General features: G+C 71.0%; 17 protein-coding genes. 9 read left to right on the forward strand and 8 right to left on the reverse strand.

Annotation, left to right across the window (positions count from 1 at the left end):
- Positions 1 to 385 precede the first annotated feature (385 nt).
- On the forward strand, positions 386 to 808 hold the full coding sequence (locus OG254_RS37705; RefSeq protein ID WP_405595419.1) for an ATP-binding protein: 423 nt from the start codon (positions 386 to 388) through the stop codon (positions 806 to 808).
- Between the two features lie 96 nt (positions 809 to 904).
- Here the strand turns inward: OG254_RS37705 and OG254_RS37710 are convergent, their stop codons facing one another.
- Positions 905 to 1,948, reverse strand: coding sequence for a DUF2637 domain-containing protein (locus OG254_RS37710; protein WP_351201600.1), 1,044 nt, complete (start codon positions 1,946 to 1,948; stop codon positions 905 to 907).
- Between the two features lie 349 nt (positions 1,949 to 2,297).
- The gene (locus OG254_RS37715) at positions 2,298 to 3,149 is read right to left on the reverse strand and encodes a (2Fe-2S)-binding protein (protein WP_405591060.1); all 852 of its coding nucleotides are present in this window, start codon (positions 3,147 to 3,149) and stop codon (positions 2,298 to 2,300) included.
- Positions 3,150 to 3,303: 154 nt separating this feature from the next.
- Between OG254_RS37715 and OG254_RS37720 the strand changes: the two genes are divergently transcribed.
- On the forward strand, positions 3,304 to 4,167 hold the full coding sequence (locus OG254_RS37720) for a GntR family transcriptional regulator (RefSeq protein ID WP_405591062.1): 864 nt from the start codon (positions 3,304 to 3,306) through the stop codon (positions 4,165 to 4,167).
- A 600-nt stretch (positions 4,168 to 4,767) separates the two neighbouring features.
- Here the strand turns inward: OG254_RS37720 and OG254_RS37725 are convergent.
- Positions 4,768 to 5,541 (reverse strand): hypothetical protein, encoded by a 774-nt coding sequence (locus OG254_RS37725; RefSeq protein ID WP_405591064.1) that lies wholly within the window; start codon positions 5,539 to 5,541, stop codon positions 4,768 to 4,770.
- A gap of 153 nt (positions 5,542 to 5,694) precedes the next feature.
- A complete protein-coding gene (locus OG254_RS37730; protein ID WP_405591067.1) occupies positions 5,695 to 7,368 on the reverse strand; it encodes a PucR family transcriptional regulator in 1,674 nt (557 codons plus the stop codon).
- Between the two features lie 378 nt (positions 7,369 to 7,746).
- Here OG254_RS37730 and OG254_RS37735 point away from each other — a divergent pair, with 378 nt between their 5' ends.
- The 5 genes from OG254_RS37735 (at position 7,747) to OG254_RS37755 (ending at position 14,557) form a co-directional block, all read left to right on the forward strand.
- Positions 7,747 to 8,637, forward strand: coding sequence for an FAD binding domain-containing protein (locus OG254_RS37735; protein ID WP_405591069.1), 891 nt, complete (start codon positions 7,747 to 7,749; stop codon positions 8,635 to 8,637).
- Positions 8,637 to 9,221: a (2Fe-2S)-binding protein gene (locus tag OG254_RS37740; RefSeq protein WP_351200246.1), complete on the forward strand. Its 585-nt coding sequence runs from the start codon at positions 8,637 to 8,639 to the stop codon at positions 9,219 to 9,221. The genes OG254_RS37735 and OG254_RS37740 overlap by 1 nt, the downstream gene beginning before the upstream one ends.
- 5 nt (positions 9,222 to 9,226) lie before the next feature.
- Complete coding sequence (locus OG254_RS37745) at positions 9,227 to 11,650, forward strand: xanthine dehydrogenase family protein molybdopterin-binding subunit (RefSeq protein WP_405591072.1); 2,424 nt, start codon at positions 9,227 to 9,229, stop codon at positions 11,648 to 11,650.
- 243 nt (positions 11,651 to 11,893) lie between these two features.
- Complete coding sequence (locus tag OG254_RS37750; protein WP_405591074.1) at positions 11,894 to 13,351, forward strand: NCS2 family permease; 1,458 nt, start codon at positions 11,894 to 11,896, stop codon at positions 13,349 to 13,351.
- Between the two features lie 48 nt (positions 13,352 to 13,399).
- Entirely contained in the window at positions 13,400 to 14,557 is a 1,158-nt protein-coding gene (locus OG254_RS37755) for an XdhC family protein (protein WP_405591077.1), read from the forward strand.
- Here OG254_RS37755 and OG254_RS37760 read toward each other — a convergent pair.
- Together OG254_RS37760 and OG254_RS37765 are read right to left on the reverse strand one after the other, a co-directional pair.
- Positions 14,503 to 16,329, reverse strand: a complete 1,827-nt coding sequence (locus OG254_RS37760; RefSeq protein WP_405591080.1) for a lanthionine synthetase LanC family protein — start codon at positions 16,327 to 16,329, stop codon at positions 14,503 to 14,505. The genes OG254_RS37755 and OG254_RS37760 overlap by 55 nt on opposite strands.
- A 72-nt stretch (positions 16,330 to 16,401) precedes the next feature.
- Entirely contained in the window at positions 16,402 to 16,845 is a 444-nt protein-coding gene (locus OG254_RS37765) for an SRPBCC family protein (RefSeq protein ID WP_405591083.1), read from the reverse strand.
- Positions 16,846 to 17,041: 196 nt separating this feature from the next.
- On the opposite strand from OG254_RS37765, the gene OG254_RS37770 reads away from it, so the two are divergent.
- Both OG254_RS37770 and OG254_RS37775 read left to right on the forward strand, forming a co-directional pair.
- A complete protein-coding gene (locus tag OG254_RS37770) occupies positions 17,042 to 18,055 on the forward strand; it encodes a DUF2278 family protein (RefSeq protein ID WP_405591085.1) in 1,014 nt (337 codons plus the stop codon).
- Between the two features lie 91 nt (positions 18,056 to 18,146).
- A complete protein-coding gene (locus tag OG254_RS37775) occupies positions 18,147 to 19,358 on the forward strand; it encodes a cytochrome P450 (protein WP_405591088.1) in 1,212 nt (403 codons plus the stop codon).
- A gap of 6 nt (positions 19,359 to 19,364) precedes the next feature.
- On the opposite strand, the gene OG254_RS37780 is transcribed toward OG254_RS37775, so the two are convergent.
- Together OG254_RS37780 and OG254_RS37785 are read right to left on the reverse strand one after the other, a co-directional pair.
- Positions 19,365 to 20,126, reverse strand: coding sequence for a polysaccharide deacetylase family protein (locus OG254_RS37780; RefSeq protein ID WP_405591091.1), 762 nt, complete (start codon positions 20,124 to 20,126; stop codon positions 19,365 to 19,367).
- A 110-nt stretch (positions 20,127 to 20,236) separates the two neighbouring features.
- Positions 20,237 to 21,664 carry a family 43 glycosylhydrolase gene (locus OG254_RS37785; RefSeq protein ID WP_405595422.1) on the reverse strand — a complete coding sequence of 476 codons (1,428 nt, stop codon included), beginning with the start codon at positions 21,662 to 21,664 and terminating at the stop codon, positions 20,237 to 20,239.
- Between the last annotated feature and the right edge of the window lie 16 nt (positions 21,665 to 21,680).

Consider the following 21,680-nt stretch of genomic DNA (forward strand, 5'->3'; position numbering starts at 1 on the left):
CCATGCCGTGCCCGAACGCACAGGTCGGCCGTCTCCCTCCGGTACCGGATGCACGGCCCCGCCTCCGCTCGCGGCGAGCACGCATCCGACCCGTCAACCGTGCCGTGGCCTGTGGCCGACCCGGCCCGGCCCTCGCCGAGGGCGGCCTGCCGGCGGCCGACGGGTGACGTTTCGGCTTTCATCCATCTGCCTGGACCGCCCCAACCGTGGCCGAACACCTGGTCGTTGACGATTCGACATGACTGCCGCCGGTTCGACTGGGAATGGTTCCCGTGAACGTGTTCGAGCCAGGAGGGGAACCGACATCGGCACGCGGGCGGGGGTCATGAAGAGGCAGGCACGAGGAGGCGGTCCCGTGACATACGGGGCCTCCTCGGTGGAGACAGTGGAGGACAGGGCCGCGAGCGCCGGGGAACACGCGCAGCCGCCGCAGCTCCGGCGCAGACTCGGGCGGGCGGATCTACGGGCCGTGCCGGAGGCGCGCAGAGCACTGCGCGAGCTGTTACGGCACTGGGGGAGGCCGGGACGATCGGACATAGCCGAACTGCTCACCAGCGAACTCGTCACCAACGCAATCGTCCACACCGACCGGGAGGCCGTCCTGACGGCGAGTGTCGGGCCGGACGGACTGAGGGTGGAGGTGAGGGACTTCGTGGCCCGGCTGCCCAGACCGCGCGTACCGAACGCCGACGACTGTACGAACGGCCGGGGCCTGATCCTCGTCCAGTCCCTGGCGGACGCCTGGGGCGTGCGGGCGCACGGGGTGGGGAAGGCGGTGTGGTTCGAACTGGACGCGGGTGCCGCGTGACGACGTATGCGGGTGGCGTGCCACGACGAAGGGGCGCGACCCGGACCGGGTCGCGCCCCTTCGTCGATGACGTCGATCGCGTCGATCACAGGCGGCTCAGCCGAACTGCTGCTCCAGGTCCTTGAGCTTGCGCTCCAGGGAGTCGAGCCGGGGGAGCGCCATGGTGTCGTCCTCCGCGGTGAGGTCGACGGTCACCGGGTCAGAGCCGGAACCGGTCCGTACGGGCTGCAATGAGGGACGCGTACGCACGGGCAGCTGTTCCGGCGTGGATATGGCAGGCTCCGCGGAGACTTGGGCCGAGGCACGCTCCAGGGCCTGCGTCTCGCCGTGCCGGCCGCCGCGGCCGACGAAGCCGCGGTGGCCCCGGCTGATGGCCTTCAGCTGGGCCCGCTCCATGCGCTCCTGCTCGCGCCGGCGCAGGCGGGCCGCCTCCTTCTGCCGCTTGTCCTCGCGGACCTCGTCGACGGCCTCGTCCAGGCTGCGCACACCCTCCAGGAGCATCAGCGACCAGGCCTTGTAGGTCTCGCGGGGGGCCCGCAGCCAGCGGACGATCCGGATCTGCGGCAGAGGCCTGGGTACCAGACCCTGCTCGCGCAGGGCGGCCCGGCGGGTCTGCTTCAGCGCCCGGTCGAACAGCACGGCCGCGGACAGGGACATGCCGGCGAAGAAGTGCGGGGCGCCGTCGTGGCCGAGGCCCCTGGGCGCGTGCACCCAGTTGAACCAGGCAGCGGCGGCCGCGAACGTCCACACGAGTATGCGGGAGCCGAGGGCCGCGTCACCGTGGCTGGCCTCGCGAACGGCGAGCACGGAACAGAACATCGCGGCGCCGTCCAGGCCGAAGGGCACCAGGTACTGCCAGCCGTTGTGAAGGTTGAGGTTCTGCTCACCGAAGCCGACCAGGCCGTGGAAGGAGAGCGCGGCGGCCACGGCCGCGCAGCAGAACAGCAGCACATAGGAGGCGGTGCCGTATATGGCCTCCTTGCGCCTGCGGCGCTCCTCGCTGCGCTCCCACGAGTCTTCAGCGCTCGTGTCCTTCCCCGAGGTCTTCCCGCGCCGAAGCACCGCTATCGCCGCCAGGAGGCCCAGGAGCAGGACGGCGCCCGGAAGCAGCCAGTTCAGCGATATGTCGGTCAATCTCATCTGGGGTCCCTTGCATTGGGATAGGGCGTAACGCCCGCCATAGTGGCCCAATCCCACTGGCCCTCAGGGGGTTTCGGGGCAAGAGGCCGCCAAGGAAGTGCAAGGGGATGCCCAGGGCGGCGTTCTGCTCGAACTGCCGCTTGAGGGGCGGGAGTTGAGTTCGAACGGAGACTACCCGTGCGGGTGGTTCCACGGAAAGTTCCTGCGCGGAGTGAGGAATTTGTGAAACGCCTGTAACCGAAACGGGTGTCACGCTCGTGGGTGATCTTACGGCACGAAGGGTTACGCGCCGTCTGAGGGGTCCTCAATTCGCGGCGCACGACGGGGGGTTCGGCCCTCGCCGTGGGGTTCAGCTCGCCGCCGCCAAGAGTTTGGTGACCCGGTCCGCGTCGCAGGTGCGCGGGCAGGTGGCGCAGGTGTCCTCGGGGCGCACCGTGTAGAACATGCAGCAGCTCGCCCGGTCCCGGGTGGGCAGTGACTCGCCGTTCGGGCCGGTGAGTTCGCGGAAGGCCGCCGAGCCGACGTACGGCTGGGTCGCGCCCGGCAGGAGCAGTTCCAGCTCGCGGCGGGCCCGGTCCTGCTCGCCGTCGCCGAACAGATGGGCGACGTACCAGAGGCCCTCGATGATCTCGTCGGTCGCCATGCCCCACAGTGCGCGGCCGCGGCGGCGCATGCGCGGGCCGAAGCCGGCCAGGACGGGTTCGAGGTGCTCGGCGACGGCGGCCCGCACCTCGGCGCGCAGCGACTCCTCGTCGGGGACGACCCTGGCGCCGGGCAGGACGGCCGCCGGGTCGTCGGGGAGGCAGGCGAAGGTGGTCGGACGGGCCGCCAGGCGGCCTATCGCCAGGCCGGGGGCCGTGCGGTCGTACGAGACATGCGTCACGGGCAGGCGGGGGACGCGGCGGAGCAGGAACCAGGGCACGGTGATCAGCAGGCAGGCGGGCCAGGCGTAGCGGTGCAGGCCGAAGCTGGCGACGACGTCGGGGCGGGCGGGCTGTCCGTAGTCGCGCCGTACCTGTGCGTCGTCCCAGGCCAGGAAGGTGTCGAGGGCCTCGCTGCCCTCCGCGAGGGAGGCCGCGGTGAGCCAGCCGCCGTGGTGCGGAAGCTGTTCGTGAGCGGGTGGCTGGACGATGTCGAGCCCCGGGAAGGCCGTGGTGAGACGCGTGTAGGCGGCTGTGAGGGCCGAAGGGGGCACGGACATGTGGGCCGCCGATCCGTGAGGCTTCAAAGGTAAGCCTTACCTTACCCAAGATCGCTGCGGTTTGAACTGTCGCGTTCTGCGCCTATGGTGCTTGACGGCTGAGTAACAACCCGCCGTAATGACCCCAAGTACCGACACATCCGCAGGAGGACCCGTGAAGCAGGGCGCGCAGGGCTCCGCGGTGACGGGCAATCCGGGTGGCTCGCAGGGGCGGCAGGTCCCTTCGGGTGCGGAGGACGTCGAGGTCCGAGCGGACGTGGCGCGTGTGCCGGCGCAGGGGCGGGGCGCGGACGTCGGTCGGGACCGGGGTGGCGCGGCGCCCTCGGCGCGTGGTGAGCAGGCGCGTGGTGAGCACACGCACAGTGAGACGCCCATCCCGCGGCCTCGGCCGCTGGTGCAGCGGGCCTCGGTGCGGGGACAGATCCTGGACGCGTTGCGTACCGCGCTGGTCACGGGTGAGCTGACGCCCGGGGCGGTGTACTCGGCGCCCGCGTTGGGGGAGCAGTTCGGGGTGTCGGCCACGCCGGTGCGGGAGGCCATGCAGCAGCTCGCGCTGGAGGGGGCCGTCGAGGTCGTGCCCAATCGGGGGTTCCGGGTGGTCGAGCGGGGGGCTCGGGAGCTGGCGGAGCTGGCCGAGGTGCGGGCGTTGATCGAGGTGCCGGTGATGCTGCGGCTCGCGCGGTCGGTGGGCGCCGAACGGTGGGCGGAATTGCGGCCGTTGGCCGAGGCGACTGTGCGGGCGGCGTCCACGGGGTGCCGGGCCACCTACGCGGAGTCGGACCGTACGTTTCATCGGGCTGTGCTGTCGTTCTGCGGCAACGAACAGCTCGTCCAACTCGCGGACGACCTGCACCGGCGGGCCCAGTGGCCCCTGGGGAGCGCCGCGCGGCCTTCTGGCGGGCATGCCGGCCTGCTCGCGGACGCCGCTGAGCACACGGCGTTGCTGGATGCGTTGATCGTCGGGGATCTGGATGTGGTGCGGTCGCTGGTGGGGGAGCACTTCGCCGGGGTGCGGTGAGCAGTGCGGGTGGGATGCCTGCGGCGGCCTGTTGCTGTTGGGTGGGGGTGCGCGTAGCGCCTTACGGTGGGTTGTGGGTCGGGGCCGTGCCGGGGGGTATCCGTCCTCGGTCCGGCGGTTGCTGTCCCTCAGGGGGTGCGCTTTCTTGACGCCGGCCGCTGCTGGCGGACACCCCCCGGCACGTCCCCTTCGCGCCGTGGGCGACTGCGGGCGGGCATCATCCGGCCCGTCCAGCGTTCGAGGTCAAGACCTGGCCGTCCCCAGCCCCACCCACCCGGCAGGGGCTTCACTTCTCAGCCCGTCTGGCGTTTGAGGACAGGTCTCGCCATCCCCAACCCCCACCCACCCGGCAGGGCTTTGCCTCCCGACGCGGGGCCGCAATTCTCAGCGCCGGTCGCACATCTCAGCCCGTCTGGGGGTCCCCCCTGCTCGAAGAGCTTGGGGGAGTTTGAGGACGAGGCCCGTTCAGGGCCGTGGGGGTGAGGGGGCGGAGCCCCCTGGACCCCCACGGGGCGGAGCCCCCTGGTGGGGGTGAGGGGGCGGAGCCCCTGGGGATGGGATGGGTAAGGGCGGCGGGGGCGAAGAAGGCCACGTGGGCCGCTACGCCGCTCCCGCCGGTGGCGTCAGTTGGCGGGACAGCCACGTCGGGACGCCGCCCAGGAGGCGGAACAGGCGGCCCGCTTCCTCGCGCAGCCGCGAGGCCTCCGGTTCGCTCTCCGCGTCCGCCAGGGACGCCAACGCGGGCGCCGTGCCCACGAGATAGCCGAGCTCCTCCCGGATGCGCAGGGACTCGGCGAAGCCGTGCCGCGCCTCCGCCAACTCGCCGTCCCGCAGGGCCAGTCCGGCCAGATGGCGCCAGGTGAAGGACAGCAGAAGCGGGTCGGCATGCGCCGTCGCACCCGCATGGGCCCGGCGGTACGCGGCGCGCGCGGCCTGCGGCGAGCGCGCCAGGTTCTCCGCGAGGAGACCGCGGCGGAAGTCCAGGAGGGCGCGGCCCCGCGCCCCGGGAGTGATCAGCGCCGCCGCCCGCCCCAGCGCGGCCCGCGCCTCGTCGGCCCGGTCGCGCACTCCGTGCAGCGTGGCGGCGTACGCAAGTTGCCCTCGTTCACAAGCGGCCGCACCCCGCTCGTCGTCACTGTGGGCGAGCGCCTCGGCCGTACGGAGCGCGTCCTCGGCCTCCTCCCAGCCCTGCTCGGTGTAGAGACAGCGCTCCACCAGCAGCGATGCCCGCTGGAGCGCGGCCGGCGCGGTCACCGGCTGCAGCAGGGCCGCCGCGTCCGCCCAGCAGGCGCGTGAGCGCAGCCGCCATACCGCGGTCTGGAGTGGATCGTCACCAGCGGTCGTTCCGTTACCAGACATGGCGGTATACGCCACCTCGCCCTCCCCGAGCACGCCATCGAGCTGTTGAGTGGTTGCGACACTTCAGCACGAATCTCCGGGCTCGGCCAAGGGGCTGGGTGAAGGATTTCACAAAGTCGTGGGACAGCGGCGGCACTTGGTGCCATCCCGGCGGCGGGCCGGATGAGGTCAACTCATGCGCAATGCCAAGAAGAAATCCAGCTTGTCCTCCAGCCGGGACAGGTCCCGGCTCGTCAACTGCTCGATCCTCCCCACTCGGTAGCGCAGTGTGTTGACGTGCAGGTGAAGACGGGTCGCGCAGCGCGTCCACGAGCCGTCGCAGTCCAGGAAGGCTTCGAGCGTCGGGATCAGCTCCGCGCGGTGACGGCGGTCGTAGTCGCGCAGCGGGTCGAGGAGGCGGGCGGTGAAGGCCCGTCGTACGTCGTCCGGGACGAAGGGCAGGAGGAGAACGTGCGAGGCCAGCTCCTGGTGGCCCGCCGCGCAGACCCGCCCGGGGCGCGCCGCCGCCACCCTGCGGGCATGGCGGGCCTCCTCCAGGGCGCCGCGCAGGCCCTCCGCCGAGTGCACCGCCGCGCTGACGCCGAGCGTGACCCGGCCGTCGCCGTCCAGGCCCGCGGAGAGCGGGGCCCGCACCGACTCCAGGAGCGCGTCGGCGAGGATGCCGGTCTCCGAGCCGTCGTGTTCCGAGGAGACCGCGGGGAGGGGGACCAGCGCGATGGCCTCGTCGCCCGTGTGGGCCACCGCGATGCGGTCGGAGGGTTCGGGGCCCGTGGCGAGCGGGTCCACGAGGATCTCCTCCAGCAGGGACTGCGCGATCGGGCCCGCCTCGATGTCACCGTCCTCCCACTCGGCCCGGGCGACCACCACCTGCCAGTGCGGGGCCGCCCCGAGACCCGGCAGCAGGACCGGTGCCGCGACCCTCAGGCGCGCGGCGATCTCCGCGGGTGCCGCGCCCGTCTGGACCAGCTCGAGGACCTCCTGCGCAAGACGGCGGCGGACCGTGCGCGCCGCGTCCCGGCGGTCCCGTTCGACCGCGATGAGCTGGGTGACGCCCTGAAGGAGGTCGAGCCGCTCCTCGGGCCAGTCGCTCGCGTCCGCCTCCACGGCCAGCAGCCAGTCCGACAGCAGCGTCTCGCGCACGTCCCGCGAGCCCGGCGCGGAGCGGCTGCTGCTGCGGATCGGGAACAGGGAGTACGTCGCGGCGCCCAGGGTGATCCGGTGCGGGCCGCGGCGGCCCGTGCGGGCGGCCGTCAGATGCTCCGCCGCCAGCCGCGCGCACAGCTCGGCGGGCAGGGCGGGGCCCCCGACCTCGGAACCCGCTATGAGCCGGCCCGTCGGCGACAGCACCCACGCCCGCAGGTCCAGGTCCGAGCCGAGGAGGTCCAGGACCACGTCCGGGCCGCCGCCCGCCGGGCCCGAGGTCATCATCCGGCGGTGCCGGTCGACGACGGCCGCGAGGTCCCCGGCCCGCTCGCCGCTCACCTGCCGTACGACGTGCTCGGTGACCGTCGCGAACGCCACCGACTCGTGCACGGCGAAGAGCGGGAGGCGGTGGCGGGCGCAGGCCACCACCAGGTCGTCGGGTATGTCGCCGAGCTCGGCCTCACCGGCCGCCAGGGCCACCACGCCGGCCTGCACCAGAAGGTGCACGAAAGGGTCGGAGTCCGCCGCGTCGCGACGCCACGCCAGCCCGGTGAGCACCAGCTCACCGCCGGAGAGGTAGCGGCTGGGGTCCCTGAGGTCGGTGGTCATCACGCCGCGCACGGTGCGATCCAGCTCGTCCTCGCCGCCGAGCAGCTTGAGGCCCAGCGCGTCCGTGTCCAGCAGTGCGCGCAGCCGCATTCTCGTCGCCGCCGTTCTTTGTCTCGAAACCTACGATGAATCGTGAAGGGTCTGTCGGTGCGGCCCGTACGGCGGGCCGATGAGCGGCGCCGGGCGGCGGTGCTCGTCGTCTTTCGGACGGTGTCCCAGGTCACAGGGCCGTGCCGGTTGTTTCCGGAGAAAGACGTGGAGGTTTCTGGTGACCTCTGTTCATACGAATCTACAAGATGACCACCCTGGCCAGCCAACTCCTTCATGGTTTCCGTGACTGACCCTGGTGGAGTACGGCGCTGTGTACTGACGTCAATGCGCGTTAACAGCACGTGAACGAGCCGGGTTCGCCGGACCTGATCTGGCTCAAACCGTACGACCCCCATGAGACGAGGAAGAGAGCCGGTCATGGACTTCCTTCGCCCCGCCAGCTGGGAGGAGGCGCTCGCCGCGAAGGCCGAGCACCCCACCGCTGTGCCGATTGCGGGTGGCACCGATGTGATGGTCGAGATCAACTTCGACCACCGCCGGCCCGAGTACCTCCTCGATCTCAACCGCATCTCCGACCTCGAAGAGTGGGAGGTCGGCGAGGAGAGCGTGCGACTGGGTGCCTCGGTGCCCTACACCAAGATCATGGAGCACCTGCGCGCAGAGCTGCCGGGTCTCGCCCTCGCGTCGCACACGGTCGCCTCCCCGCAGATCCGCAACCGTGGCGGCGTCGGCGGCAACCTCGGCACCGCCTCCCCGGCCGGCGACGCGCACCCCGCCCTCCTGGCGGCCGGCGCCGAGGTCGAGGTCGAGTCGGTGCGCGGCAGCCGCCGCATCCCGATCGACGCGTTCTACACCGGCGTGAAGCGCAACGCGCTCGCCGCCGACGAGCTCATCCGGGCCGTGCACATCGAGAAGGCCGACGGGCCGCAGCAGTTCTCCAAGGTGGGGACCAGGAACGCCATGGTCATCGCGGTGTGCGCCTTCGGGCTCGCGCTGCACCCCGGGACGCGGACCGTGCGGACCGGCATCGGCTCGGCCGCGCCCACACCCGTGCGGGCCAAGGCCGCCGAGGAGTTCCTGAACGCGGCACTCGAAGAGGGCGGCTTCTGGGACAACGGCAAGATCGTCACCCCGTCGGTCGCCAAGCAGTTCGCGGATCTGTGCTCCGGCGCCTGCAACCCGATCGACGACGTCCGGGGCACGGCGAGCTACCGCCGGCACGCGGTCGGCGTCATGGCCCGCCGGACGCTCACCTGGACCTGGGAGTCGTACCGCGGCGAGCGCCGCCTCACTGAAGGAGCCGCGTGATGCGTGTCAACTTCACTGTCAACGGACGTCCGCAGGAAGCCGACGACGTGTGGGAGGGCGAGTCCCTGCTGTACGTGCTGCGGGAGCGGATGGGTCTTCCCGGCTCCAAGAACGCCTGTGAGCAGGGCGAGTGCGGGTCCTGCACGGTCCGGCTCGACGGCGTGTCCGTCTGTTCGTGTCTCGTCGCCGCCGGGCAGGTCGAGGGCCGCGAGGTCGTGACCGTCGAGGGGCTCGCGGACTACGCCAAGCAGCGCGCGGAGCACGGCGGGTGCGCCACCGGCGCCTGCGGTACCTCGCTCCAGGACGCCCAGGCATGGGCGGCCAAGGGGCAGGACTCGCAGACCGGTGAGGGCACCGAACTCTCCGCGATCCAGCAGGCGTTCATCGACGCCGGCGCCGTCCAGTGCGGGTTCTGCACCCCGGGTCTGCTGGTCGCCGCCGACGAGATGCTGGAGAACAACCCGAACCCGAGCGACGCGGACATCCGTGAGGCCCTGTCGGGCAACCTGTGCCGCTGTACGGGCTACGAAAAGATCATGGACGCGGTCCGCCTCGCGGCCGCCCGGCAGGGAGAGGCGGTCTGAGCAGCATGCCCTCCCCCGAGCACGCAACCAGGATCAAGCAGGGTGGTACCCCCGCCGGCGCTCCTACGAAGATCACCCAGGGTTCCCGGACCAAGGGCGGCGTCGGTGAGTCCACGCTCCGCCCCGACGGCACCCTCAAGGTCACCGGCGAGTTCGCGTACTCGTCCGACATGTGGCACGAGGACATGCTCTGGGGGCAGATCCTCCGGTCCACCGTCGCGCACGCCGAGATCGTGTCCATCGACACGGGCGAAGCCCTGGCGACGGCGGGTGTGTACGCCGTCATGACGTACGACGACCTGCCGACCGACGTGAAGAACTACGGCCTGGAGATCCAGGACACCCCGGTCCTCGCGCACGGCAAGGTACGCCACCACGGCGAGCCGGTCGCCATCGTCGCCGCCGACCACCCGGAGACGGCCCGCCGTGCCGCCGCCAAGATCAAGGTCGAGTACCGCGAGCTGCCCGTCATCACCGACGAGGCCTCCGCGACCGCGCCGGACGCGATCCTCATCCACGAGGGCCGCGACGACCACCACAGCGGTCACGTCCCGCACCCGAACATCGTGCACCGCCAGCCGATCCTGCGCGGTGACGCCGCGGCGGCCGCTGAGCGGGCCGACGTCGTCGTCAGGGGCGAGTACACCTTCGGCATGCAGGACCAGGCCTTCCTCGGCCCGGAGTCCGGCCTCGCCGTGCCGGACGAGGACGGCGGCGTCCACCTCTACATCGCCACCCAGTGGCTGCACAGCGACCTGAGGCAGATCGCCCCGGTCCTCGGCCTGCCCGAGCGCAAGGTCCGCATGACGCTGTCCGGCGTCGGCGGTGCCTTCGGCGGCCGCGAGGACCTGTCGATGCAGATCCACGCCTGCCTGCTGGCGATGCGCACCGGCAAGCCGGTCAAGATCGTCTACAACCGCTTCGAGTCCTTCTTCGGGCACGTCCACCGCCACCCGGCCAAGCTCCACTACGAGCACGGGGCCACGAAGGACGGCAAGCTCACCCACGTGAAGTGCCGGATCGTGCTGGACGGCGGCGCGTACGCCTCCGCCTCCCCGGCGGTCGTCGGCAACGCCTCCTCGCTCAGCGTCGGCCCGTACGTCGTCGAGGACGTCGACATCGAGGCCATCGCCCTCTACACCAACAACCCGCCCTGCGGCGCCATGCGCGGCTTCGGCGCGGTCCAGGCGTGCTTCGCCTACGAGGCGCAGATGGACAAGGTGGCCAGGGAACTCGGCATGGACCCGGTCGCGTTCCGGCAGCTGAACGCCATGGAGCAGGGCACGCTCATGCCGACCGGGCAGCCGGTCGACTCCCCGGCGCCGGTCGCCGAACTCCTGCGCCGTGTCAAGGCGATGCCGATGCCGCCGGAGCGCCAGTGGGAGTCCAGCGAGGGCGCCGACGTACGGCAGCTGCCCGGCGGTCTGTCCAACACCACCCACGGTGAAGGCGTCGTACGCGGCGTCGGCTACGCGGTCGGCATCAAGAACGTCGGCTTCTCCGAGGGCTTCGACGACTACTCGACGGCCAAGGTGCGCATGGAGGTCGTCGGCGGTGAGCCGGTGGCCACCGTGCACACCGCCATGGCGGAGGTCGGCCAGGGCGGCGTCACCGTCCACGCGCAGATCGCCCGCACCGAGCTCGGCGTCACGCAGGTGACGATCCGCCCCGCGGACACGCAGGTGGGCAGCGCCGGTTCGACCTCGGCCTCCCGGCAGACGTACGTCACCGGCGGCGCCGTCAAGAACTCCTGCGAGCTGGTCCGCGACAAGGTCCTGGAGATCGGGCGCCGCAAGTTCGGCTCCTACCACCCCGCCTGGGCCACCGCCGAGCTGCTCCTGGAGGGCGGCAAGGTCGTCACCGACGCCGGCGAAGTGCTCGCCGATCTGGTGGACGTCCTCGAAGGCGAGGCCGTCGAGATCGAGGCCGAGTGGCGGCACCGTCCGACCGAGGCCTTCGACCTGCGCACCGGCCAGGGCAACGGGCACGTCCAGTACTCCTTCGCCGCGCACCGCGCCGTCGTCGAGGTCGACACCGAGCTCGGCCTGGTGAAGGTGATCGAGCTGGCCTGCGCCCAGGACGTCGGCAAGGCGCTCAACCCGCTGTCGGTCCTGGGGCAGATCCAGGGCGGCACGCTGCAGGGCATGGGCGTCGCGGTGATGGAGGAGATCATCGTCGATCCCAAGACCGCGAAGGTCAGGAACCCGTCCTTCACGGACTACCTGCTCCCCACGATTCTCGACACGCCGATCATCCCCGTCGATGTGCTCGAACTCGCTGACGACCACGCCCCGTACGGGCTGCGGGGCGCCGGCGAGGCACCCACCCTGTCGTCGACCCCGGCCGTCCTCGCGGCGATCCGGAACGCGACCGGGCTGGAGCTCAACCGAACGCCTGTACGGCCGGAACACCTCACCGGCACGGCGTAAGGAATCCCGAAAGACCCTCCGGGCGGCGTGTGGGAACGTCACACACTCCGTCGCGCCGCCCGGAGTACTCCGGCTGCCGTACCGCTCACGGCACTCGGGAACCCAGCAATTACCAGCACCAAAGATCCTGTTCGTTCGTCTCGGGCCGTCCCCCGGGTCGTGCGGCCAAAGCACCTTCCCAAATCCCGTAGCCGTCAGGGCGGCCGCGCGGGTGCCCCTTTGAACCTTGGGAGTAGGCCCCACATGACCCAGCAGTCACTTGAGCCGGCGACCACAGCCGACGACGCGGGAGAAGGCACCCGCGTCTCGGCTGGACGGTCGTGGCTCGACCGGTACTTCCACATATCCCACCGAGGATCCACGGTCGCGCGCGAGGTGCGCGGCGGCGTCACCACCTTCATGGCGATGGCGTACATCCTCCTGCTCAACCCACTGATCCTGTCCGGCAAGGACGCGGCAGGTGACACCCTCGGGCAGAAGGCCCTCATCACCGCGACCGCGTTCGCGGCGGCCTTCACCACGCTGCTGATGGGCTTCTTCGGCAAGGTGCCGCTCGCCCTTGCCGCCGGCCTCTCCGTCTCTGGCGTGCTCGCCTCGCAGGTCGCCCCGCAGATGTCCTGGCCGCAGGCCATGGGGATGTGTGTGATGTACGGCGTGATCATCATGCTGCTGGTCGTCACCGGCCTGCGCGAGATGATCATGAACGCCATCCCGCTCGCGCTGAAGCACGCGATCACCATGGGCATCGGCCTGTTCATCGCCCTGATCGGCCTGGTGAAGGCCGGCTTCGTGCACCAGGGCAAGGCGACCCCGCTCAGCCTCGGCCCGACCGGCGAGCTGGCCGGCTGGCCGGTCCTGCTCTTCGCGATCACTCTGCTCGCGATCTTCATGCTCCAGGCGCGCGGCGTACCCGGCGCGATCCTGATCGGCATCGTCGGCGGCACCGTGCTCGCCCTCGTCCTCAACGCCTTCGACGTGATCAACCCCAAGCAGTGGGCCGGCGGCGCTCCCGAACTGCACGGCAGCGCGGTGTCCATGCCGGACTTCTCGATCTTCGGCAACGTCGAGTTCGGCGGCTGGGGCGAGGTCGGCGCGATGACCGTCGGCATGATCGTCTTCACGCTCGTGCTCGCCGGGTTCTTCGACGCGATGGCCACCATCATCGGCGTCGGCACCGAGGCCAAGCTCGCCGACGACAAGGGCCGGATGCCGGGCCTGTCCAAGGCGCTGTTCATCGACGGCGCCGGCGGTGCGATCGGCGGTGTGGCCGGCGCGTCCGGGCAGACGGTGTTCGTCGAGTCGGCGACGGGTGTCGGCGAGGGTGCCCGTACGGGTCTCTCCTCGGTCGTCACCGGTCTGTTCTTCGCGGCCTGTCTCTTCTTCACCCCGCTCACCGCGATCGTGCCGGGCGAGGTCGCGGCCGCCGCCCTCGTGGTGATCGGCGCCATGATGATGATGAACGCGCGGCACGTGGACTGGGCCGACCGGGCCACCGCGATCCCGGTGTTCCTCACCGTCGTGATCATGCCGTTCACGTACTCGATCACGGCCGGTGTCGCGGCCGGCGTCATCTCGTACGTCGCCATCAAGATCGCCCAGGGCAAGGCGCGGGAGATCGGGGCATTCATGTGGGCCCTGACAGGCATCTTCATCGTCTATTTCGCCCTCAATCCCATTGAGGGCTGGATGGGCGTGCATTAGAGACTGGTTGAATCGCCCTCCACACAACGCTGTGAAGGAGACCGACAGATGCTGGACATCGCCGAAGAGCTGCACCGGTGGGTCGAGCAGGGGCGCGACTTCGCCGTGGCCACCGTGGTGGCCGTCGGCGGCAGCGCACCCCGCCTGCCCGGCGCCGCGCTCGCGGTGGACGCCGACGGCACGGCCATCGGCTCGGTCTCCGGCGGTTGTGTGGAGGGCGCGGTCTACGAACTGTGCCAACAGGCGCTCAAGGACGGCGAAACGGTCCTGGAGCGCTTCGGCTACAGCGACGAGGACGCCTTCGCGGTCGGTCTGACGTGCGGGGGCGTCATCGACATCCTGGTCACGCCGGTACGTGCCACGGACCAGGCCCGCCCCGTGCTCGCGACCGCGCTGCGGGCGGCCGCGAGCAGGGAGGCGGCGGCGATGGCCCGGATCGTGTCGGGCCCCGCCGACCTGATGGGCCGCGCGCTGCTGGTCCGCCCCGACGGCACGTACGACGGCGGCTACGGCGCCCACCCCGAACTGGACCGCACGGTCGCGGCCGAGGCGGGCGCGTTCCTGGACGCGGGCCGCACGGGCACGCTGGAGATCGGCGAACAGGGCTCGCGCTGCGGCGCCCCGCTCACGGTCCTGATCGAGACCTCCGTCCCTGCCCCCCGGATGATCGTCTTCGGCGCGATCGACTTCGCGTCGGCGCTGGTGCGGATCGGCAAGTTCCTCAACTACCGCGTGACCCTGTGCGACGCCCGCCCGGTCTTCGCGACCAGGGCCCGCTTCCCGGAGGCCGACGAAATCGTCGTGGAGTGGCCGCACAAGTACCTGGAGCGCACCGAGGTGGACGCCCGGACGGTCCTGTGCGTGCTCACCCACGACGCGAAGTTCGACGTCCCGCTGCTCCAGCTGGCGCTGCGGCTGCCGGTGGCGTACGTGGGCGCGATGGGCTCGCGGGCTACGCACCTCGACCGCAACGAGCGGCTCCAGGAAGTCGGCGTCACCGAACTGGAGCTGGCCCGGCTCCGCTCCCCGATCGGCCTGGACCTGGGCGCCCGTACGCCCGAGGAGACCGCGCTGTCGATCGCCTCGGAGATCGTCGCGGTCCGGCGCGGCGGCAGCGGGGTCTCACTGACCGGCGCGCACACGCCGATCCATCACGACGTGACGTCCACGCCCTCGCCGGCGGGGCGGATCGGGTCGGTGGCCTGAGCGCTCGGCGCGGGCTGGTCGGGCCAGGCGAAGGCGTAGGCCGGGTCGCCGCCCCGGCTGATCCGGACGAAGCGCAGCAGTTCGCGCACGATCCCCGCGTTGCCCATCGCCCACCCGGTCTGCGGTTCCAAGTCGCTCGGGTCGGCCCGGTGCTCCACGTTGGACCAGCGGGCGCCGTCGGCGTCGCGGGTGGCGTGGGCGGCGAGGTCGGCGACGAGGATCCGGGCAAAGTCGGGGGAGTCGCCCTGCTCGGCGATCCGGTCGCAGGCGAGGGCCAGGACGCCCGCCGTGCCGCAGCAGCGGCCGTTGTTGTCCCAGAACCCGGGGTGCAGCCGGCTCGGCAGGCCCGAGTGCGTGACGGTGTGCCAGCAGCGGTTGGCGAGGGACGGCCAGGCGGGGTCGGAGGTCAGGTTCCGCAGCAGACGGAAGACCTGGGCGTCGCCGGTGGGGCCGTGGCACCAGCCGTAGTTGTGGCGTGCGGTCTTCTCACCGCCGTGCCGAGGGTCGGAGTGGGGGACCAGGAAGCCGTCGGGACCGGCTTCGTCGCGGGACACGACGTCCGCCGCGCCGGCGAGGGCCAGTTCGACCAGGTCGGTGCGGCCCGTCGCACGGCCGACCGTGGCCAGCCCGTACACGATGCCGAGGGTGCCGTGCGAGATGTGGTGCATGCGCCCGGTCACGTGGGGTCGATGCTGCCACTGCACGCCTGCCGCGGTCCGCTCGGCCGTACGGGCATACGGCTCCACCGCACGCACGGCGAGGTCCTGCGCCCCGGCCGACAGGGCTCCGAGGCCGATCCCCGCGTTGCCGCCCATCAGCTCGTACAGCTCGCCCCAACGCTCGCCGTCGAAGCCCGCCCGCACCAGCTCCAGGGCCCGGTCGGCGGCGGCCCCGGCGGCCGGGTCGCCCAGCTCGTCGTGAACGGCACGCAGCGCGAGGGCGATTCCGGTGCGGCCGAAGTAGAGGGAGTCGTCCTCCCGGCTCTCGACGGATGCCGCCAGTGCGCGGGCCGCGCACTGGGCCGCGTCCGCGTAGGAGTCGTCGCCGAAGTGCCGCCAGGCTTCGAGGAGGACGGGGACGACTCCGGCGGTGCCGTTGTAGAGCATGGGGTCGATCTCGTCGTCGGAGGGCTTGACGGGCCAGCCGAGTCCGCCGTCGCCGCCGGTGTCCCGCGCGACGGCCAGCAGCCACCGCATCCCGTCCACCGCCAGCGCCTCGACCTGGTCGGCGGTGGGTGCCTCGACCTCGTTCGGTGTCATGTCCCTTGCCCCGCTTCCGCGTTGTCGCCCGCTCAGTCGCCCGAGTATCCGAAGATCCCTACGTGGCTCGGCTCTTCGTCGGTGTACAGGACCACGAACACACCGGTCCACCGCATCCGGCACTCCTTGATGAGCGTCTGCCCCTGATCGTGCGGCGGGCGACGGCGCATGGCCTCGTAGGACTCGTCGAGCAGTTCCTGGAATCGGTTCGGGCGTCGGCCTGTTGCCGCCGAAGTGGTGCGCGATCCGGCCGGTCGGCAGGGGACGCAGGGTCCCGTAGTCCTCGATGGCCCGCTCCGACGGCGCGGCCGTCGTGTGCACGACCCGCTGGATGTCGAGGATGGAATGGGTGCCCTCCTCACCCATGAACTCCTCGTCCGCCCACAGTTCCTCGATCGACCCGTACTCGTCGTCGCCGTAGCGCTCCGCGAACACCTGCTCGTGCAGTGCGGCCAGAGACTCCTCGACACTGCCCTTGTACGCGGTGACGTACTCCCAGCCGCCGGCACCCATGACATCGCCCTCCCCCTGCGGGATCCGTGAGATCGCCGCAACCCTACGAGCGGGCACTGACATCCACCGGTGTCATGACCTGCGTAGCAATCGGTTCATGGCCCGCCCGAACACGTACCGAGCCACCCGCTCCACCACCCCGTCCAGGGCCCCCGGCACGAACCGCACCCGAAGCTCCTCCCGCCACACCACTCGGGCACGCCCGCCCGGACCGGGCCGTACCTCGATCTCGGCCCAGCCCGTCATGACGCGGCCGCGCTTGTCCAACCGGCACAGGCCCGGTGAGTCGTCGTCGCCCGGGGGCTGCCACACCGTCACCTCCATCGGGTCGTCGAAGGAGAGGGGGCCGAGGCCGGAGCGGGCGACGAAGACGGTGCCCTCGCGGGTCGGCGCGGGCGTCGTGACGCGGATGCGGGTCAGGGGGACGACCTCGGCGTGGCGGGGCCACTCCGTCAGGCGGCGCCACGCCTCGGTCAGGGGCAGTGGAACCGTACGTTCGAGGAGGAAGTTCGCCACGGGGTGATCCTACGGAACGGTTCTGTGGGATCAGGGCTGGTCACAGCCCGGTCGTATACGGGTCGTGCAGGCGGTCCAGCCGGCTGTCGGCGGGGAGGCGTACGTGAGGTGAACTCCCCTTCGGCCGCCCCGCCCACCCCGTACGCTTCCCCCCAAGAGCGGGCAATCCGCCCGCCGCCAGGGGGAGTTGATCGTCATGCCGCTGAAGACCTACGGCGTACTGATCGGACGAGCCGTCGACACCCGGCGCGAGGGCGGCAGCGATTCGCCGCACTACCAGATCCACATCACCGACGACCACGGCACCGACTACCGCGCCGCCGTCAACGTCCTGTCCGCGCAGCAGCCCTCCGAGCTGCTCTACTTCGTCAGCGAGGACTTCCGGCACCCGATCACGGCCCGTCTGGAGGGACTGACGAGCGGCTGGAACACCCTGCCGCCCGGCCCCGGCGGCCCGAACCTCGACTTCGTGCGCGGCAACCTCTTCGACCCGGCCCTGATGCGCAAGCTGCCCCCGGACCTCGAAGGCCCCGACAACGACCTCGCCGACCTCCTCGACCACTCCGTGCGCCGCGCGGTCACCGACGCGCAGGCCCGCGTGTATCTGTTCGGCGAGCGCTGGGGGCCCGAGGCCAGGGTCAAGGACAAGATCTTCGGCTTCCTGCCCGGCAACGGCGTCCACGACATCCATATGAACCAGGGCAACAGCGGCCGCTTCCGCGGCGACGACGGTGTCTGGCAGGACGGCGGACTGCTGATCCACTTCCCGGCACAGTCCCGCTGGGTCGCCGTCTTCCTCGCCTTCCAGAGCCAGTCCTGGAAGACGGACGACGCCACCGGCCACACCATCGAGGACGTCGACGGTTCGCGCCCTGTGCCCGGCACCCGGCCCGTCCGTATCGTCGCCGCGCTCGTCAACCCGCGCGGCCCCGCCCCCGAGGCCGAGACCGTGACCCTCCTGAACGCCTCGCCCGACCCCGTCGACCTGACCGGCTGGCAGCTCCAGGACCGGCTGGGCCGGCGCTCCGACGTGCCGCCCGGCCCGCTCGCGGCCGGCGCCGGCCGCACCGTCGCGCTCGGCGGCGACGGCGCGCAACTGGGCAACCACGGCGGTGAGATCAGCCTCCTCGACGCCCGGCTGATCAAGGTCGACGGCGTGTCCTACACCGCCGAGCAGGCCGGCCGGGAAGGCTGGTCGGTCGTCTTCTGACCGGCGCTCGGCCGAAGCACGCCGTCTATCGCCCCCGTACACCCGTACGGCACGATGAGCGCGACCCGGACCGCACTCGGGGGGGCGTCCCGTGGACCGTCAACCGCACGACGTGCTCGACGAGTTGCAGCGCGATCCGTATCCGCACTACGAGCGAGCCCGTCGCGCGGACGGGCTCGTCCATGTGCCCGAGCTCGATGCCTGGCTGGTCGCCCGGGACGCCGACGTGCGCGAAGTGCTGCGCCGCCCCGAGGACTTCTCGTCGGTGAACAGCCTGCGGCCGGACGTGCTGCCGGTTCCCGCCGCGCTCGCCGTCCTCGGCGGCGGATTCGGCGGGCGGCCCGTCGTCGTCACCACCGATGGCGCCGTGCACCAGCAGTTGCGCGCGCCCATCGTCCGCGGGCTGTCCCCGGCCCGGGTCGCCGCCGTCCTGCCGTACGTCGCCGAACGGACGGCGGTCCTGGTCGACTCCTTCGTCAAGGACGGCCGGGTCGAGCTGATGTCCGCCTACGCCCGGCGCCTCCCCGGCGACGTCATCGGCAGGATCGTCGGACTCGACCCCGCCGACGTACCGGCCGTGGTGCACGGCGGACACCGTGCCGAGGAGTTGCTGTTCCGGCCCCTGGCTCAGGCCGAGCAGATCGCCGCCGCCGAGGACGTGGTCGCGATGCAGCACGTCCTGGACCGGTACGTACGGGAGCGGCACGCCCGTCCCCGCGAGGACCTGGCCTCGGAGATCGTGGCATCGGTCACCGACGGCGAACTCACGCTGGAGCAGCGGCACGAGGCGGTCGGCCACCTCCAGAACCTGCTGCTCGCGGGACATCTGACCACCACGGCCCTGATCGGTACGACGGTCCTGCACCTGCTCCGGCATCGCGCCCAGTGGGAGCTGCTGTGCGCCGAGCGCGACAGGATCCCGGCGGCGGTCGAGGAGGCCGCCCGGCACGACACCGCCCTCCAGGGCTTCCGCCGGCTCACGACCCGGCCGGTCACCCTCGCCGGTACCGAACTCCCCGCCGGGGCAACGCTGTTCGTGGCCTTCGGCGGCGCCAACCGGGACCCCGCCCGGCACCCGGAACCCGACACGTTCGACATCACCCGCGCCCCGGTCCGTCACCTGGCCTTCGGCCTCGGTGCGCACGGGTGCCCCGGCGCGCAGCTCGCCCGTGAACAACTCCGGCTCACCATCCAGGAGTTGACCCAGCACCTGCCGGGCCTGCGACTGGCCGAGGAGAATCCGGTCGAGATGCGTCCGACGATGATCCACCGTTCCCCGTACCGCCTCCACTTCACCTGGTGAGACGGCTCACCGGTACACCGTCCCCGGCTCGGCCTTCCCCGGCGCGAGCAGCTGCGGCACGGTCACGAAGACGAACCCCCGCTCCTTGAGCGTGTCGATGATCCCGGGCACCGCCGGCACGGTTCCGTCGTAGATGTCGTGCAGCAGGATGATTCCGTCCCGTTCGGTCTGATCGAGGACGCGCTGCTCTATGAGCTTGGAGTCATTGGTCGTGTAGTCCTTGGCCGTCACGCTCCACAGGACCTCGGACATCCCCAGCTCGCGGCAGATGTCGTGCACCGTGTCGTTCGTCCGGCCCTGCGGCGGGCGCATCAGTGTGGGGCGCCGCCCGATGATGCGCTCTATCGCCTTGTTGGGCCGCTCTATCTCCTCGCGTATCTCGTCGGGCTCCAGCTCCGTGAGTCTCTTGTGGTCCCAGGTGTGGTTGGCCACCTCATGGCCCTCGTCGGCCATCCGCTCGACCAGTTCCGGGTACTTCTCGATGTGCCGCTTGCCGAGCAGGAAAAAGGTGGCCGGGACCTTCTCCTCCTTGAGGATGTCGAGCAGTCGCGCGGAGTGCTCGCTGGGCCCGGCGTCGAAGGTCAGCGCGACGCACTTGGCCTCGCGGCAGTCGACGCCGCCGAGGCCGGCCTTGGCGGTGGACGTGGCCTGGGCCCGGGCGTCGCTGGGGGAGGTGGTGTCCATGTGCATGTACTGCTGGAAGGCCACCAAGGAAGCGGCCACCACCAGGACGGCGGCGGCACACAACCAGGCCCACGATTTTTTCATCTTCTTGATCGGAAAAGACATATCGCGACTATACATGGCGAGTATACTCGCCATGTATAGTCGGTGTTCATAGCGCCTGACCTGTGTCTGACCTGCGTCTTCCCGTGGTCTTACTGGGCGTGGAACGTGGCGTCCGCCCGATCCGTCGCCGTGCTCGGCGTCTGGACCCGCAGCAGGTATTCGTAGTGCCTGATGTAGCGCCCGGCGTAGTTGTACGACTCGTAGGAGACGCCCGCCGGGTCGGCGAGCCCGGCCCGCTCGAAGAAGCTCGCGTCGGACGCGAACTGTGTCGTGCCGTCGTTCTTCTCCAGCCACACCTCGAAGTTCTTGTGCCGCAGGTAGTAGCCGGGGAGGTTGGCCGACTCCAGCGACACCGTGCCGCTGCCGGCCAGGCCGGTGACCACGCGGAACTGTGAGTCCGCGAGCGGGGAGACACCGGCCTCGATCCGTGCCCGGTACTCCCAGTGCCGGATGAAGCGGTCGGCGAAGTTGTACGACGAGAAGCGCTGCGGGGTGACGCCGTCGGCCACCGGGATGCCGAAGTCGGGGGTGCCGTCGGCCTTCCAGTACAGCTTCTGGACGCGGGTGCGGCGGTTGGGGTCGTTGAGGGGGTCGCCGGTGATGTCCTTGTAGCTGCGGTCGTGGTAGACGAGGACGTCGCTCTTGCCGTCTTCGGAGACGGTGAAGGAGTTGTGGCCCGGCCCGTACTGGCTGGTGGCGGCGTTGCTGGTGAACACCGGCGTGGAACTCTTGCTCCAGTTCGCCGCGTTGAGCAGGTCGGCGCTCGCCGGGGCGGACAGCAGCCCCAGGCAGTAGTTGCTGTCGGTGGCGCTCGCCGAGTACGACATGAAGACCTTGCCGCCGTGCTGGATCACCGCCGGGCCCTCGTTGACCTTGTAGCCGACGGTCTCCCAGGAGTAGGTGGGCCGCGACAGCATCACCGGAGTGCCGGTGATGGTCCAGGGGTTGGCCATCCTGGCGAGGTAGAGGTCCGTGTTGTTGTTCACGGACGGGTCGCGCTGGGCCCAGGCGAGGTAGCGCACGCCGCCCACGACGAACGTCGTGGCGTCCAGGGAGAAGCTCTCCCACTGGGTCCTGATCTGGCCCTTCTCCGTCCAGGTGGCGGTCAGCGGGTTGGCGCCGGTGCCCTCCAGGACGTACATCCGGATCGCCCACACGTCGCCCGTGGCGCCGGCGGCGAAGTAGACGTACCACTTGCCGTCGATGAAGTGGATCTCCGGCGCCCAGATGTGCGCGCCCATGACCCCGTCGGCGTGCTTGGTCCAGATGGTGACCTCCTGGGCCGTGGACAGGCCCTGGATGGTGGTCGCCCGGCGCAGCACGATGCGGTCGTACTCGGGGACGGTCGCGGTGAAGTAGTAGTAGCCGTCGGTGTGTTTGAAGATGTGCGGGTCGGCCCGCTTCTCCGCGATCGGGTTGGTGTAGGTCACGGCGGGGGAGTCGGGGACGGCGGCCTGGGCGGGGGAGCCCGGCGGGACGAGGCAGGCCGCGAGAGCGACCAGCAGCGCGAGGAGCAGGGACACGGCGTTGCGT

Source organism: Streptomyces sp. NBC_01092 (assembly GCF_045039535.1).
Taxonomy (GTDB): Bacteria; Actinomycetota; Actinomycetes; order Streptomycetales; family Streptomycetaceae; genus Streptomyces.